Annotated in this window: 20 protein-coding genes; 2 read left to right on the top strand and 18 right to left on the bottom strand. The window is 35.1% G+C overall.

Annotated elements, in window-relative coordinates; translation table 11 throughout:
* Positions 1-53 precede the first annotated feature (53 nt).
* The 17 genes from ACULLG_RS05590 to ACULLG_RS05670 form a co-directional block, all read right to left on the bottom strand.
* Positions 54-494 carry a hypothetical protein gene (locus ACULLG_RS05590; protein ID WP_452125784.1) on the bottom strand — a complete coding sequence of 147 codons (441 nt, stop codon included), beginning with the start codon at positions 492-494 and terminating at the stop codon, positions 54-56.
* 51 nt (positions 495-545) lie between these two features.
* The gene (locus ACULLG_RS05595; protein ID WP_452125785.1) at positions 546-920 is read right to left on the bottom strand and encodes a hypothetical protein; all 375 of its coding nucleotides are present in this window, start codon (positions 918-920) and stop codon (positions 546-548) included.
* Between the two features lie 168 nt (positions 921-1,088).
* Complete coding sequence (locus ACULLG_RS05600) at positions 1,089-2,306, bottom strand: POT-type proton-dependent oligopeptide transporter (protein WP_452125786.1); 1,218 nt, start codon at positions 2,304-2,306, stop codon at positions 1,089-1,091.
* A gap of 219 nt (positions 2,307-2,525) precedes the next feature.
* The gene (locus ACULLG_RS05605) at positions 2,526-3,194 is read right to left on the bottom strand and encodes a S1 family peptidase (protein ID WP_452125787.1); all 669 of its coding nucleotides are present in this window, start codon (positions 3,192-3,194) and stop codon (positions 2,526-2,528) included.
* Between the two features lie 30 nt (positions 3,195-3,224).
* Entirely contained in the window at positions 3,225-3,485 is a 261-nt protein-coding gene (locus tag ACULLG_RS05610; protein ID WP_452125788.1) for a hypothetical protein, read from the bottom strand.
* Positions 3,486-3,499: 14 nt separating this feature from the next.
* Positions 3,500-3,787 carry a hypothetical protein gene (locus tag ACULLG_RS05615; protein WP_452125789.1) on the bottom strand — a complete coding sequence of 96 codons (288 nt, stop codon included), beginning with the start codon at positions 3,785-3,787 and terminating at the stop codon, positions 3,500-3,502.
* A 160-nt stretch (positions 3,788-3,947) separates the two neighbouring features.
* Positions 3,948-4,688: a hypothetical protein gene (locus ACULLG_RS05620; protein WP_452125790.1), complete on the bottom strand. Its 741-nt coding sequence runs from the start codon at positions 4,686-4,688 to the stop codon at positions 3,948-3,950.
* Positions 4,689-4,795: 107 nt separating this feature from the next.
* Positions 4,796-5,116, bottom strand: coding sequence for a hypothetical protein (locus ACULLG_RS05625; RefSeq protein ID WP_452125791.1), 321 nt, complete (start codon positions 5,114-5,116; stop codon positions 4,796-4,798).
* A gap of 51 nt (positions 5,117-5,167) precedes the next feature.
* A complete protein-coding gene (locus ACULLG_RS05630) occupies positions 5,168-5,989 on the bottom strand; it encodes a hypothetical protein (protein ID WP_452125792.1) in 822 nt (273 codons plus the stop codon).
* Positions 5,990-6,321: 332 nt separating this feature from the next.
* Positions 6,322-6,609 carry a hypothetical protein gene (locus ACULLG_RS05635; protein ID WP_452125794.1) on the bottom strand — a complete coding sequence of 96 codons (288 nt, stop codon included), beginning with the start codon at positions 6,607-6,609 and terminating at the stop codon, positions 6,322-6,324.
* Positions 6,610-6,919: 310 nt separating this feature from the next.
* Positions 6,920-7,231: a hypothetical protein gene (locus ACULLG_RS05640; RefSeq protein WP_452125796.1), complete on the bottom strand. Its 312-nt coding sequence runs from the start codon at positions 7,229-7,231 to the stop codon at positions 6,920-6,922.
* A gap of 44 nt (positions 7,232-7,275) precedes the next feature.
* The gene (locus ACULLG_RS05645) at positions 7,276-8,109 is read right to left on the bottom strand and encodes a hypothetical protein (protein ID WP_452125797.1); all 834 of its coding nucleotides are present in this window, start codon (positions 8,107-8,109) and stop codon (positions 7,276-7,278) included.
* A 2-nt stretch (positions 8,110-8,111) separates the two neighbouring features.
* Positions 8,112-9,788 (bottom strand): hypothetical protein, encoded by a 1,677-nt coding sequence (locus ACULLG_RS05650; protein ID WP_452125799.1) that lies wholly within the window; start codon positions 9,786-9,788, stop codon positions 8,112-8,114.
* A gap of 44 nt (positions 9,789-9,832) precedes the next feature.
* Entirely contained in the window at positions 9,833-10,444 is a 612-nt protein-coding gene (locus ACULLG_RS05655; RefSeq protein WP_452125801.1) for a recombinase family protein, read from the bottom strand.
* Between the two features lie 137 nt (positions 10,445-10,581).
* Positions 10,582-11,478: an alpha/beta hydrolase family protein gene (locus ACULLG_RS05660; protein ID WP_452125802.1), complete on the bottom strand. Its 897-nt coding sequence runs from the start codon at positions 11,476-11,478 to the stop codon at positions 10,582-10,584.
* 2 nt (positions 11,479-11,480) lie between these two features.
* On the bottom strand, positions 11,481-12,344 hold the full coding sequence (locus ACULLG_RS05665; RefSeq protein ID WP_452125803.1) for an alpha/beta fold hydrolase: 864 nt from the start codon (positions 12,342-12,344) through the stop codon (positions 11,481-11,483).
* An 18-nt stretch (positions 12,345-12,362) separates the two neighbouring features.
* Positions 12,363-13,115 carry a methyltransferase family protein gene (locus ACULLG_RS05670; RefSeq protein ID WP_452125804.1) on the bottom strand — a complete coding sequence of 251 codons (753 nt, stop codon included), beginning with the start codon at positions 13,113-13,115 and terminating at the stop codon, positions 12,363-12,365.
* Positions 13,116-13,242: 127 nt separating this feature from the next.
* On the opposite strand from ACULLG_RS05670, the gene ACULLG_RS05675 reads away from it, so the two are divergent.
* Both ACULLG_RS05675 and ACULLG_RS05680 read left to right on the top strand, forming a co-directional pair.
* Complete coding sequence (locus ACULLG_RS05675; RefSeq protein ID WP_452125805.1) at positions 13,243-14,454, top strand: alpha/beta fold hydrolase; 1,212 nt, start codon at positions 13,243-13,245, stop codon at positions 14,452-14,454.
* A gap of 318 nt (positions 14,455-14,772) precedes the next feature.
* Positions 14,773-15,864 carry a Fic family protein gene (locus ACULLG_RS05680; protein ID WP_452125806.1) on the top strand — a complete coding sequence of 364 codons (1,092 nt, stop codon included), beginning with the start codon at positions 14,773-14,775 and terminating at the stop codon, positions 15,862-15,864.
* Between the two features lie 55 nt (positions 15,865-15,919).
* Here ACULLG_RS05680 and ACULLG_RS05685 read toward each other — a convergent pair whose 3' ends face one another.
* Positions 15,920-16,189 (bottom strand): DUF3291 domain-containing protein, encoded by a 270-nt coding sequence (locus ACULLG_RS05685; protein ID WP_452125807.1) that lies wholly within the window; start codon positions 16,187-16,189, stop codon positions 15,920-15,922.
* Positions 16,190-16,247: the final 58 nt, after the last annotated feature.

The raw sequence follows: 16,247 nt of genomic DNA on the forward strand, positions 1-16,247 counted from the left end.
CGGTAACTCTATACGGGTGTTTTTACATCTGTATCGAATCGTTTAATTGAACTTTATTTATCGTATATACTATCTAATTCATGCAAGAAATCAATATAGTCCCAGCTGTCCTTTATGCTTGAAAAGTTAAGCCTAATCATGGTGTCTAGCTCTCTCCTTCTTAATCTCATATCCAAGGTTTTCTTCTCCTTAGTAACCGAGTCACCTACTTTTATGAACTTAAATAATCCACTCCACTCATAATCCAGCCTTATCTCCCTTGTTTCAGATTGGTTCACAAGAACTACTTTTCTAAATCCATGCTGCTCCCAATCAATAAATTTTTTAGATACGACCCCGCTAAAACAATCATTGTAATATGTGTTTGCAACTTTTATGAAGAAATCATCATTAAGCCCTACTGCTTCATCGACCTTTTTTTTCATTAAATAAAATCCAAAAATCCATCCGACAACAACCAAAACCACTATTACTAAAATCTTTAGACTTTTCACAATCGTTTATTTGAACTTTTATATTATTTAGGACCTCTAACGTAAATTGGATTATTCTATTTCAATTCCAACCAGTACCATTTTATCTGATTTTAACTCTACTATCCTAAAGATTGTTCCATTTCGATTAATTGGTTCAGATGTTGTCAATATCCATTCGTCTTCGTCCAAACTCCAGATTCCGTTGTAATTATGGGTTCGAAGCATTGAGTCGTTCCCGCAAGGTGCAGAATAGCGACTTCGAAATTCTCCACTCTTCAAAATCTGAATCCTTAGTCCATATTTGCGCACATTTTCTACTCGCCTTTCAAAAGTCAACTCAGTCGTTCTATTATCGTAGGTTGGATACCACGTTCCAATTAAATCATCAGCATTAAAATCAAGTATTGCATATTCTTGGCCAAAACTGAATTGAAGGCCAAACATGACTGTTAAGCTTAGCAAAAGGAATTTATTTTTCATGAGGTCGATTTTCAAACTTCAATCAAATACCGTTCCTTTTATATTCTGACGAAGAATTGCGCATACTTTATCCTTTATTTGAACTTTCAACGGACCGGCCATGAAGCATAGGAACGGTTTGGTTGGTTAGGTCTATGCTTTATAGCCATTGCTGCAGGTAGTTTTTTTATCAATTATTATATATCCAATAATTCCGATACTTGTTAGAATCAGTGCTATTATTCCAAACTTAACTCCTAGAGCTGGATTGTCATAAAATCTCTCGTTGAACAAGCCAAAAATTAAGGTAAATATTTTAGTTGGTACAAATGCCAAACTAATTAGTATGGCCAAATATTTTGGATTCGAGTATTTTGTTAAAACTGAATGAATAATTGGTGCAATATGTATTTCGGATATTGCCAAAAATGATAAGGAAACTAAAAAATAAATTGTGTGGTTATTTTTTGGCACTTCTGGTATAAACAATAAAGTTCCAAATGCAATTGCTCCGAATAAAAACCCAATCAGTAATTTAAAGAATTGAGAATTATAAAAATAAGTCCATACTATAATTGCAATTAAGCTGATTGGTAATGTAAAAACAGAACTCAATGATTGCCACATACTTTTTGATATTTCTAATGTTGAAATCTCTGCTAACTTAAGTTGTAAGTCAAAAATTCTAATATTAGATATCTCGTAAACTCCCCAAAAAAGTCCAACGATTATGAAAGTCATAATTATAGTTAAAACTCTTTTTCCAATTGATATTTTCTCTTTTTCTTGAAACTCACTTTCTTTTGTTTTTAGAATTGGAATTAAGGATAGTAGAGTCAAAAATCCACAAATCAAGAAGCCAATATTGTATCCAAATTTTTCGCCAGAATATCCAATGGCTAAAATTCCAAGAAATGAACCTAAATTAATCGCTAGATAAAAAATTGTAAATCCAGCATCCAGTAATTTGGTTCTGTTTAAATAAGATTTGCCATAATTGGATATGATATTGGGAGTAAAAAGACCAGTTCCTAGTACAACAAGGAATAATCCAATATAAAGGCCGTAGGTCGAGGGTAAACATAAAATAAATGCTCCCGCTGACTGTATTATTCCACCAATTATTATGGATTTTTTGTTACCAATTAGGAGATCTCCCAGTAAAGCACCAAATATTTGAGAGAAAATGATTGAACTTGTAAACCAACCATATATTACAATTGCTTGTTTGTCATCCATTTTCAGGACTCCTACTATCATATATAAAACCAACAGAGCACGTAGACCATAGAAGGACGCCCTTTCAAACATTCTGGCTAAACTGAAATAAAGAGTCTCTTTTGAGTGTTTTTGATTTTTAATTATTCCCATTCGGTTTATTTTGTTGGGTAAATTACTTACAACAATTGTGTATGATCATTAATCATATATCCATTATACGTAGAGCTGTATTAATGTTACTATTCGAATATTATTCATTTGTAAATGGTTATAGTTTATTTGAACTTTAGCTGTTAATCTTTTCTTGGTCCATAAGTTTACACTTAGGTAGTATTCTTAAGACACCCAATAAAGAATTAAATCTTTAAATCAATGTTCAGATTTTATCTTGTCCTCCGCCGGTTGCAAGGTAAAACCTCTGGTGATTTTGAATTTCTCACTATCCGCTATCTCTGAAAAATAAAAAGTGGAAGATAGCATACCCACAAGCTTACCCTCTTTGGACAAAATTGGTCCTCCAGAATATCCACCAATCACGCTGTCACTGCGAAAATTTATGAATTCGGTGTTTATATGATTGGACTTAATTTTACCTTTAGACAGAATAACCTCGGAGGCAGTTCTAAATTCTCCTGAATCAACGTCATAGCCAATGTAACGTATCTCATCCCCTGGCTCAAGTTCATCAAAACTTGTAGTCTCTAAGAAATCATCTGTTATGGGATTAAGGCTTTTAAAAATTACAATGTCAGCTGATTTATCAACAAAATAAATCTCCAATGGTATAAATTCCGATTTATCGGAAAATGGATTATAGAAAATCGACTTATAATCGCCAGCGCCATCCAAAACGTGTTCAGCGCTTATTACAAAATTATTTTGCATAAAAACGAAACCTGTTCCCTTAATCTTCCCCTTACCGCTATCATTATAAGTAAATGCAATAATACCAACAGACCTTTCTGGAAAATTCAACTGCCCTTGCATAGAATTAAAAATTAGTAGGGTTAATATTGCGGTAATTATTTCTTTCTGCATTAATTGGCAAAAAATCCTTTTTTTTAATTTTTAATGAAGAAAAATTCCTGCTAAATAACCCCGTTCAATTTGAACAGTTTCTCTTGGTTCCTTAATTGAATAAGAAATATAATCCTCTCCCTCCATAATTTCAAACATTATACACTCAATGGGAACATCGCTTTTCACATATGCACTTAAAAAATCATTTTGGCCAACAGCGTATAGATTCTCTGGATTGTGTAGTTCACAGACAACATAAAGAGGATTGTCTTTGTCAATGGGGTAGCTGAATATTTTTCTCTTCTTCATCTTTTATTTGAACTTTATTGATTTAAATATTGATTGTACATTATCATGGCCTTCTTAATGTCCTCCTCTATCAAATAATCTGAATTGTTTTCATTTGAACGGCTCAACTTGACGTCCATATTTCGATAACTCTTTTGTGCACCACCAACCAACCTGATGGCAGAATTAAGTTCATTTAAACTAGCAATCAAATGATGTTTAGCATCGATTGTCCATATCACTTCATGAAGCAAAACAGTCTCGTTTTTTGTAAATGTTCCTTTTAGAATGCTAGCAATTTCGTTGACTATTTGACTCTTCATATGTGAATCCTTTATTTGAACTTTCAACGGTCTCGGCTATTAATAGTTGCGTGGTTTAGCACTTAACTTTGCAAGCACACGCCAAACTGAAAATCCGCGAGGATTTTCAGAAGTAGGCGAGAATAAGCAATTATTTATAGCCATTGTTAGCAAACGTTTTTTAGTTGGTCAATTCGTAAAATTTAAATCGACCATTCTTTTTATTTTCTTTTTTATATCCTTTGGCGTCTTTATGTTCAGGAATTTCAAAGACACTGTTTTCAATTTCTTTATTATTGATTTTAACTAATTTATATTCCTCAGATAAGTCCGCATTTTTAACGTCCAACTTATAATAGAAGAGTATAGAGTTTTTCAATTCAGATGCTATTTGTTTTGGATGTATTTGTTCTCCGATATTCCTTAATATGTTTCGATTGTCAGTCAGCTTAAACTCTTCAGAATTCGAATAAACATAAGTTTCATTTCCATATTCTCTTTCTACGAAAAGCTTTTTTAATTCACGATTTTTTTTATCGAAATTTAGAATTGTGTCTGATTTGGATAATGAAACTATTTTTCCAAAATGTGAATTTTCTCGATTGTAAAGTTTTCCAAAATTCAGATTATCCTCATTCATTGAGAGGTGTTTTGATTTACTCAAGTTGTCTTTATAGATTACATAAATTTTTCTTAAAGAATCAATGAAAAGTATTTTTTTATAGTTCTTTTTGTTTGTCTGTTTAATGTAATTCTTGCCTTTGTATGTTATAGTTACAGTATCGTAAAATTTTCTTGATTCGGAATACTTTTTAGATTTCATTTTCATATCGTGATGATAAATTAATTCACCCTCAAATACTTTATCAGTAGATAAAAAGCTAATCAATACAATACAAAATATGAATGTCAATATTCTCATTTCTCAACTGCTTGCTAACTTGTTTATATGGATCTAAAATACATCTATATACCTCCATATGGGAATAGAATCAATGTATTTGATAATCGTTTATTTGAACTATTCTATTATTTTCTGCGTGTAACAAATCCAACTATACTCCATAAAATAATCAGCCCCAGCAAACCTATCTTTACATAACCAAAAAAAACACTTAATAATAGTAAAAGAGTAAGGGCTAGAGATATCATATTAAGGGTGTTTTTGTTGCTTCCTTTTGACTTCAATCCTTTATAGTGAATTGACTGATTTAGAAATATTTCATCCGATTTTTTTAAATAATACTGTATTTCAGAATCAGCAAATCCCTTCTCTTCCATTCTCTTTTTTATTTCCTCTGAGCCAAGGCCTTTTGCTCTTAATGATATGCTGTAATCCAATTTGTTCATTTAATCTAAAATTGTCGCTGATTGGTTTTAAATCCTTTGTTTGAACTCCTGTTAATTATATTCAATTTGTCTTTCCCATACATAACCCAACTCACCATTTGAGTATCTTTTCTTGGTAATCCATTTATTGTTTTTATCATAGACATATGAAAATGTGTTCCAATGTTTTTGATTTCCACTTTTATCATACCAATATTGAGAAATTACATTATTTTGATCATCGTACTCTGAAATGAATTTTGTGTAATCTCCGTTTGGCCTAGTTAAGTCAGATTCAATTTCGTTACCCTTATCATTATATTTAAAAGTTCTGATATCTTTAATTGAGTTATCAGGTTTAAAATCTGTTTCCTCGATTAATTGATTTGCTAGATTGTATTTACTTGTTGTTTTGAAGGTTTTGTTAGACACAGTATTGGTTCTTGACATCGATATGATGTTACCATTTAAGTCATATTCATTAATTTGACGAGAGGTCAACTCATCATTTGGATTGTATGTTTTGTATTCTATAATATTTCCATTATCGTCGAATTCTGTATTCATGTATTTTTTTAAATTCCCTTCGCCGTCGAAGGATATACTTTTGATTAGTTTCCCATGCTGATTCTTTTCGAGTTTCACCTTTTGATAAATTGTACCATCTCTTTCATATTTCCAATACTCAATTAATTCTCCTTTTTTATCGTAAAAATTCTTTCTATCAAGGCTTTGAGCAAACGCCTGTTCCCTAGTTATTTCACCAGTTCTTTTTGTACTATATCCGGCCATGGTAATTGATTTGAAAGTTACCTCTTTTGCTATTTCAAAATTTTTAACTGATGAACAGCAACATACTAATCCTAAAGTAATTATACTTAGTATGGTTTTCATACACATCGTTTATTTATACTTTATGATAATAATCGCAATCACCAAAATGATAACAAAAATTACTGCTGCTATATAACTGGCTCTTGTGTCGCTTCGAAAAAATTCTGCTATCAATTCTAGTAATTGTTCTAACATCTAATATTCGAATCGTTTATTTGAACTTTTTGTTATTACCTTGATTCTAGAACGATGTATCAATATAATACATAAGTAAAACTAAAAGTGCAAGGAGCACCATACCAATGTAAATTGGAATACTATCCTTGTGGTGCTTCCAAATCATCTTTCTTAATTTTTCATAATTGAACCACATGTAATCCTTTATTCGAACTTTATTGATTTAAATGCTGATTGTAAATTATCATCGCCTTCTTAATATCTCCCTCTATCAAATAGTCTGAATTGTTTTCATTTGACCGGCTCAACTTGACGTCCGTATTTAGATAACTCTTTTGTACACCACCAACCAATTTGATTGCAGGATTAAGTTCATTTAAACTAGCAATCAAATGATGTTTGACATCGATTGTCCATATCACTTCATGAAGTGAAACAGTCTCATCTTTTGTAAATGCTCCATTTAGAATTTTAGCAATCTCGTTGACTATTTGACTCTTCATATGTGAATCGTTTTTTTGAACTTTTACCTGTAGCGGTAATAGTTGTCAATTAAGTTTATTAGAGGAATGATGATGGTAAAAAATACTACTGCACCAATTATGAAATTATTTATACCATGTCCCATTTCGTCATAATAGTTCTTCTCTTTAGGGCCATTAATATATTCCCAGAAAGTGAATTTCTTTTTCCGTAGGACCGTTCTATAAATGCTACCCCATAACCATCTAGTCGTACCGCCTATAAAATTAAAAAACCTTCCAACTATGTATCTTCCCATCGTTTTATTGAACTTTGAGTTAAATTGTATTGCTATTCAAATTCTTCTTTGTCCTTTAGAATTCTATTTTCGTATAATTCTTTCCAAGAAACATACTGTTCGCAAATGGGAAACCGTCCGTCATTATGTGAATTATTGGTCCAAGTCAAATGAACGACAGCAAATGAGCTACCGTCCACAAGAAAAAGCACATCATCATTGTCCTGTCTTCTTGCAAGAGTTTCTACTTTCTTTTCAAACAAGATATGATTTGCACTAATTTCCCTTTTAAGCTGACTAACTAGATTTTGATTTGTCCAATACCAAGGTTCTGGGAGTTCAATATTTTTGTCAATTTTTTGCATTTACTCTAATCACTTCAAATATGCTTGAATCCTTTATTTGAACTCTACATTCCCTTGGATTTAATTATTCTATTCCTTGCCTTTATCCTAGATAAGGGGACAGAGATAAGCCCATTCTTACTATCAATGTTTGAGTAAAATATTTCCCAAAGTTTGTTGAAAATCATATTTAAATCAGAACTGATGTATGTCGGAGTTTTTGGCCAAACATGTAGCCATCTATTTGACATCAATTTATATAGTTCCAGGTTTGATGCGCAAATCAATGATGTGCAAACGGCCGCCGCCTCCTGTAATTGAGCATATTTGACTACTACTTGTACAGCATTTAATGAGTTTGGTAAATTCAATTTTACAGCATTTTTGCCACTAAGTTGGCCAGCGCTATGCACTATTGCATGTCTAAGTTCACACAAGCGCGAAAATTCTTTAAGAGGAGCGCTGATTTGACTACTATCATTATCCACATCTATATTGAATAGAGACTTAAAATTTTTTTGAATATTTCTGTAATCAGAAAAAGAAATATTCTCCAGGGCTCCTTTCTCCAAATTATTTGAACCAAACCAAAGCGAGGCGAGATTAATTGTTTTTTCTGAACTTTTTTCCTTGGAGATTGGGCAAATTCTAATCAATGAAGAGATTATGTCACGATAGTAATTTTCCACTGAAGAAATTAAACCAACTAGAAAAAGAGGAGAAACAGAAGGATGATTTGCTGCAAAATTAGGGTCACACGCTCTCAATATGGAATCTCTTGCACTGTAAAAACTATCTATTGGCGACAAATTAAAATTAGCTGCATCTGTATAATTATTAATGTCACTTATTGATACCGTAGTAGCTTGGTTACAAACACTTAATTTCCAGTCCTCCATGATTACGAAATATATTCTTCTGCCAAATAATAAATTTTTGAAGCCCAGTATTTACCAACTTGAGGAACAGTTTGTAATTCCGTTCCGCCAATATCATATAAAATATCTTTTATCTCCTTGATACTTGAGTGACTTTTGATAGTAGTTACTCTATGATCAGTTAAATTTAAATTACTAATTGAATCACTTATTAATTTTTCATAGGTAGATGCTGTAATCAGAGGCGCTCCACAATTATAGCAAAACAAAGCACTTTCATTAATTCTTTCGGTTTTACAAGATTGGCAAGGCGGTAGACTTAATTTAAGAGGCTCCATTCCTTTAGTAAGAAGTTTTTCAGATTGTGTTCTTGTAAATTCGTGAGCATTTCTACTTAGCAGAGAAGTTGCCAAATCTGCTAAATTAATTCCTTTAGTTGTAAGCAAAGCGTTGTTATCAATCAGAGCTCCAATATTAATCAGATATAATTCAAACGTTCCTTTCTCGCCTTTACTTAATTGGCCTTTATGACTTAATAATCCGGCATATTGATAAAACCCAATAATCTTTTTTAGATCGGGATTGACCTCTTTTCTTATCGCTATTGTAATACTTTTTCGTTCTGCTTTCTTATTTCTGTTATAAATTTTAACTAAATCAATTATTCGATCATAAACCTCTTGGCCCTCCTCTATATAACTAGAATAGGTTGGAATTTTATTCTTTAGAGAAGTAAAAACATTCATTGTGCTTTTGTAACTAATTCTAATTTGTTTGAAAATATTGGTTCTATTTATTTTAATTTCTATGTCACCATCTTTCTGCTCATTATACAAGTTTCTAACAATGTTTAGAAGTTGCCTAGGGATTCCAAATGCTGCATAACATATTATATATAATAGATATTTGTTGTCCGCTAAAATTTGATATACTTCATCTGGAACTCTTTTTTTAAGTAGCTCGTTCATGAACATGAAGTAAGACTCATTTTCTGGATCTAACCAAGCATTTATTTCCTCTGCATCATGTCCAATATTGAATGTTGGAGCGAAACTTGTTACCCCAGGATAAATTGCAGCTTTTGGCGAAATGTAGCGAGTTTTAATTTTTCTAAAAAAATCGAAGAAATCCCGTTGTTGTTCTACGGAAAATGCATGGGCGGCATCATCAAATAAAATTACACATCTATTCTTATTTAGTACTTTGAGAACAACATTTATATCATTTTCTAATGAGTAATAATTGATATCCTTTTCGTGAGTTTTTGCATTGTCAATATCTCCTAACTCTAAATAATTTAGTAAAACAATAGTGTCTTCCAAGGATATGCTTAAATCTTCCGAAGATTTCGAATAATCCTTCATCGTCTGATACAGACCTTCATAGATTTTTAAATACATCCAATAGGTAAACCAATAACTGCCATTCGCATTTGATTTATAAATGGGTTCTAACTTTAAAGATGATTTGAAATTGATATAAATTCCGAAGGCACTATTTTTTTTTGAAAGCAACATATTGTAGGCTTTCAAAATCAAAGTAGTTTTGCCACATCCCCGGGGACCAGTAATTAATTTGGCACCACTTTGGGTCAGTTTCTTCAGAATTACATCCTCATTTGGATGTATACTAGAAAGCAAAGGAAATTCCTCCTTAGGAATATACTCTGCTTGTTCTATGAATTTATTTTCCAATTTCATTTATCGGTCGCTTTTTGGCAAGTTATATAATTGGATTATCTATTTCAACTTTTCTCGTAAGGTCTTAACTTCCCATTAAGCCCTCGGTATCTTAAATACTTGTAATAAGTTGCCCTCGAAATATCCAAACGTTCGCATATTTCCGAAACAGTCAATCTTCCCTCTTTGAAATACTCTTCACAAAGTACAGCTTTCTGTTGATTTTTCTTACTAATCCCTTTGGGTGCTCCCAAAACTTTTCCGCGCCTCCTTGCCGAATCCAGTCCTGCTTTTGTCCGTTCAATAATGATGTCCCTTTCCAATTGGGCCAACGCAGCAAATATGTTGATGATGAACTCTGAATGAGAGGATTTCTCAGTGGTATCAATAAAAGGCTCAGTTATACTTTTGAACTTCACTCCTTTTTCCTCTAGTTCAGTCATGAGCTTGGTAAAATGTATTAGACTCCGTGCAAGCCTGTCCAGTTTCCAAACCACAATGGTATCACCTTCCCGTACATAGTTCAACAACTTTTTGAGGCTCTTTCGCTCCTCCTTAGTGCTCGATATCTTATCGGTAAAAATGTTCTTTTGGAGAATTCCCTCTTTGAGGAGTGCATCCAGTTGGAGATCCAAGCTCTGCTCCTGGGTGCTTACCCTGGCATATCCAAAAATCATATAGGTTAAGTTTAAATAAAGGTGAAAATGTAGACTATTTATTTAGTACGGACAAATAGACTTTATGGAAATAGCAAACCCCTTCTTCGGGAATAGTTCAATAAAACGGTTGATTTTGTAAACTTATTAATGTTGTTTTATGAATAGTCAACATTATTATCTACATGCTTAAACCAAGAATCTATTTCGGGCCAAAGAAATTTACATTGTTTCTTAAAAAATCTGAAATGCCCTATGGATTTCATACCAATTTCCCCTGGATGAATGTGCACATGCTCCTTAAAAGGGGTGCCATAAGAGTCGTACAGACGCTTTACCGATTTGAACGGGGCCAACATTTTATCATCCGAAAAGCTCAAAAATTTTGTAGGCACTTTTAGCTCCCCATATCTGGAGGGGGCTTTGGGGACATGGCCCAAAACACCCTGTTTACTTCTCCCCAATTTTGCCCATTCCACAGCTATTGATTTATGTAAGTCATGTTTACCCCCATAGGCCTTTGCCGGTAAATGCCCAAACGCACGTATGCAAAAAGGAATGACCATACGCCAAAAGATGGTTACCTTAAATTTGGGGAAACCGCTCCAATTGGAACTCGACACATTTTGGGAGGCCACAAAAAAAGCTGCTTTAATGGCATTACTACTTTTGGCCAATGGAAAGACTTGGCCAGCTATGCTGTGTCCAAGAAAATATAATTCTTGTTTTGGAAACTTTTTGGTCGCATACGTTATGATCGAGTCGATATCTTTAAACCCCCAATCACACAAGCTTATCTTTTCCTCCTCAAGTTTTTTATGTCGTACCATCCCATAATAATCCAGAGAAATAACACTATAGGATAAATCAAAAAAATAGGTGGCGATAGTTTTATAAAACCTTCTGGACACTCCAATGGCCGGAGCGATTATCAGAACCTTGGTACAATTGGGATTGTTCCAGATAGTGCAGTTAACCTCCCGGTTATCTTTTCTGATGCTCTTATCAATCCCTTTAAGGTTTATCTCACTATTCAATTTAGTACAGGAATACATGATTATGTTTTTTGCAGTTCGTTGATGAAGTTGTCAATCCCTTTAGCACATGCGGATGGTGCTTCTTCCATGGGTATATGCGCGGATTTTTCGATAACTTCCAAGCGTGCTGTTTTGATCCGTTCTAGAAACAAATTGGCTTGCTTCAACGGATATAATTTATCGTGCCTGCCCCAAAGGAGTAATACAGGAACCTTTATGGCAGCCAATAATTCCGTTTTGGGCAGTTGGCGCATCCTGACAATGTCTATAAAGGCTTGTCCATTTCCTTTTCTGAGCATTAATGCTTGGTAACGCGTTATCCAACTTTTTTCAATCTTAGGGGAATACAAAACTTCTTTCAGCCCTTTTTCCACCATCCATTTAGGCATTGAAGTCTTTAGCAACCACCTACCTGCTTTGGATTTTACCAACTTGAACCTTGTTGGCATTTTACTCATTTTAAATCCTGCTGAATTGATCAATATCAATCCAGAAATATGTTCAGGGTGCAGCGCGGCAAAGTTCCAGGCCAGCATACCGCCCCAAGAATTTCCCGCGACAATAAATTTGTGCAGCCCCAGAAAGTTGGCGAAATCATCGATAAAGCTTAAGTACATTTCCATGGAGTAATCCCTCTTTGGATGGGGTCCCGTTAGTCCACATCCAATTAAATCAATCCGAATGACCCTGTATTTAGGTTTAAGTAATGTGGTCAAACCGTCCCAGGTATGCAATGATGAAGAAGTGCCATGTAGGAATAAAATGGGGGTTCCATTGCCTTCATCCCTGTAATGTACCTGCATCCCATCCCACTTGAAAAAAATGGAGTCCTCATCGGTGTGTTTGGGATATTGTTTTCTTAAAGAAATTTGATGTTGTTCCATGAGTAAGGGTTTTCAGAATCAGGATTTCAATTTTTTTGAGCGCATTTTAGTGAAGGGAACGAGCATGGGTTTTCTCTTTTGGTATTCTTGGTATGGTCTTCCAAACTCTTTGACCAAATCGCGTTCTTCAAGGGTAGCACCAATGATTACATAAATGGTAATCCCCACGGCAAAAACCAAATGTGTCACTGTCATATTGGGTGTGGCCCATACCGCCAACAACATCCCAAAATAAAGCGGGTGGCGTACATGCTTATACAAGCTTCCCAACTTAAATTCCAGTGGTTTGTAAGGTTTGTTCTGAAGTTCCAAAAATGTCTGGCGCACTCCAAACATATCCAAATGGTTGATTAAAAAGGTACTCAGGAATAAGATAAACCAACCCGTAAAAAACAGCACATATATACCGTAGTAGGCTATGGAGAATTTTGGCACGGTCCAGATGGTTCCTCCCATGGGTTGCCATTCATATAACATTATCAGCAACAATAGGCTGGAGAATAGCACAAAAGTGCTTCGTTCCATGGGCTTGGGAAAATACTTGGCAAAAAAATCCTTAAACGGTTTTCTGGCCATAATGCTGTGCTGTAACCCAAAAAGCAAAACCAATCCGGTATTCGTCAACAATGCAACCCCCAATGAAACCTTGGGAGGTCGATCAATTGAGCATTCAGGAATCAGATTGCCCATGGACACGATCCAAAATGCAATGGAAATAAATGCTATGAGATAAGCGGCAATGGAATAGACGAACATCAATATTTTTTTCATGACGGCATAGTTTTTAATTTACTTTTCAAAAGTATATGCACTATGGCGGCAAACGCATCTACCAGAAGTATTGAAATCTATGCGAAGGGGATTTTTGGAGCGCCTAGATTTATTATTTTAGTCAATCATGCTTTTTGAAAAAACAAAATATGCAAAATCAGGGGGCACAAACCTGGCCTATCAAATAATTGGGAAAAGTGGCGATTATCTTGTTTTTATTCCTGGTTGGGTGACCAATATTGAAGAATGCTGGAACATTCCACAATTGGCGGCTTGGCTACGCTATCTGGCCTCTTTTAGCCGTTTGGTTCTCTTTGATAAACGTGGTACCGGACTTTCTGACCATGTAAATGAGTCGGATCTGCCCAGTATGGAGCAAAGAGCGGAAGATCTTAAGATTATCCTCTCGGCCATTGGTATTAATAAGGCCAATTTCATCGGTTTATCCGAGGGAGGGCCACTGGCGATTTACCTAGCCGCCAAGTATCCTGAAATGGTGGATAAACTTATCTTGCTTGGAAGTTTCCCCAAATGGATAAAAAATAAAGATTATCCCTGGGGGCTAAGCATAGAAAAGCATAACAAAATCAAAGAACACCTATTTGAACATTGGGGTGGGCCTGTAGGTCTACATTTGATGGCGCCAAGCATAAAAGGTGATCAAACGGCACAAGAACAATGGGCCAAGTTTCTTAGGAGAAGTGCTAGCCCCAACACAGCTAGGGTTTTCTACAGCATGAATATGGAAATTGATGTCAGGGATTATTTGACCAAGGTTTCGGCCCAAACTTTGATAATGCATAGAAAGGATGACGCTTTAATTGCCTCTGCCCATAGTGAATACATGTATAAAAAAATTCCCGATTCACAGCTTGTGATTACCGAAGGGATGGACCATTTGCCGTGGTTTAGCGTAAAACGTAATGAAATCACAGCAATTCAAACGTTTTTAAATGACGGTAAAGTGGTCAATAATCCTAAGTTGGATTTTTTGAATGTAGAGGACATCTTCATTCTGTATGCCGTCAAAAACCACATTCAGAGCTACTTTCAGGAAGCCATTTCAATTAAAGGGATTTCCAAAAACTTCGGAATCAACGATTATAAAATCAAAGCTGGTTTTAAACTGCTGTTCAATACCCCAGTAATTGGTTATTTGACCGACGTCCGACTGGAAAAGGCCAAGCAACTTTTGATTAACCCGAGGGAAACGATTTCGTCAGTTGCAGAACAAGTAGGATACACCCATTCCAATAATTTCTCGGTGGCGTTTAAGCGAAAGTACGGTATGACGCCGATGGAATATAAAGCCAAAACCAAACCTCTAAGTTCTAATTGAATGAGTGGAAATCGCTTTGTTCAAAAAATCAATAGGTTCTTTAAATTAACGCTTTTTGGAACCCAACGGGTTTTAGCAAGTTGGAATTAATGTCAGTTTTTTCTAGATTTTGATATGTAATTTCCAAAAGTTCAGTTTCCCATCCCTATTTATGAACTTCCATAAAGTTCGTTACCAAGGTTATTCAAATGACACAAAACGGGCCTTAATTTTTTATAGTTACTATGGAAAGCTGTTATATAGTGTTGAGTTAAATAAAATCAACAATCAACTCATATTTTTAGTATTTTTGAGCCGAATAATATTTCTAATCGGCTCATGCGCTACAATTGGCAACAAAAGGATTGGCCAAAATTTCAATATCAAACTGCAGATATCGAAGATTTACTCTTTGATTTCGCCCAAAGAACTGGTCGTATCAGTGGTGTGTTGGAAGGGCTTTCCGAAACCGAGCAAACCGAGGCAATGATAAATCTTATGGTTTCCGAGGCTATAAAGACCTCGGAAATCGAGGGGGAGTACCTGAGTCGAAATGATGTGATGTCCTCCATCAAAAGAAATTTGGGAATACAGCCCAATCTTCCTTTGACCAAGGACAAACGAGCAGAAGGTGTGGCAGAACTAATGCTGGCGGTTCGTAATGGTTTTAGTGAACCACTGACCGCTCAAATATTGTTTGGTTGGCATAATATGCTGTTGAAAGGAAATAATTTGGTGCAAGTTGGTAAGTGGCGCACCCATGAAGAACCTATGCAGATTGTATCAGGAGCTATGGGCAGGGAAGTAGTACATTTTGAAGCTCCTCCTTCAAAACGAGTTCCTGCTGAAATGGATGGTTTTGTCAGTTGGTTCAACCTAGCTCAGAGCAGCATCAAGAAACCAATTATAAGAGCAGCCATTGCCCATTTGTATTTTGAATCCATCCATCCTTTTGAAGATGGCAATGGAAGAATAGGGCGGGCCATTGCAGAGAAAGCACTTTCGCAAGGTATAGGCCGTCCAGTACTGTTCAGTTTGTCAAAATCCATTGAGGGAAATAAAAAAGCTTATTACAATGCATTGCAAAGAGCACAGCGTTCCAATGAAATTACGGATTGGATAAATTACTTCGTCAAGACCGTTCTCGATGCCCAAATTGATGCCGAACAAGAAATTGAGTTTACACTGAAGAAAACCAAGTTCTTCGATCAACACAAGGATGAACTCAATGTGCGTCAGCAAAAAGTGGTCCGTAGAATGTTGGAGGAAGGACATCAAGGTTTTGAAGGAGGTATGAATGCCCGAAAATATGTTTCTCTTACTGGGGCTTCAAAAGCTACGTCCACTAGGGATTTACAGGATTTGGTACAGAAAGGTATTTTCAAACCAATTGGTGGAGGGCGGAGTACGCGATATGAAATCAATATTTAAGCGAACAAAACAAAATTTGAAAGACTTTTACCATCACCGAGAATGTGAAACAATATCAGTCATATCGCAATAGCTTTCCTTTTTGCTTTAGTAGAGATTTCGCTTCGCTCCATTTCGGAAATTTATCAGCTTCCATAACCAAGGTTGTAACTTCATTTGCCATTGAAGCTGTCTTTTTCATGGCTGCCAAATGACTTCCACTTCTAGCAAATTGATTCATTTCTTCCCTATTTCTCCAAAGACTCATCGTATAGTGTTTTTTGTAAAAGCCAAGTTTTTGCAATGCAACACATTGGGAGCCTTTGATTTGGTTCACTATGTACATGGCGTGAAATGAGAGTTGAAAAAACTTCCACGGTGTTTTTAATTCAATGCAAGTGATT

Source organism: Flagellimonas sp. 2504JD1-5 (genome assembly GCF_053618295.1).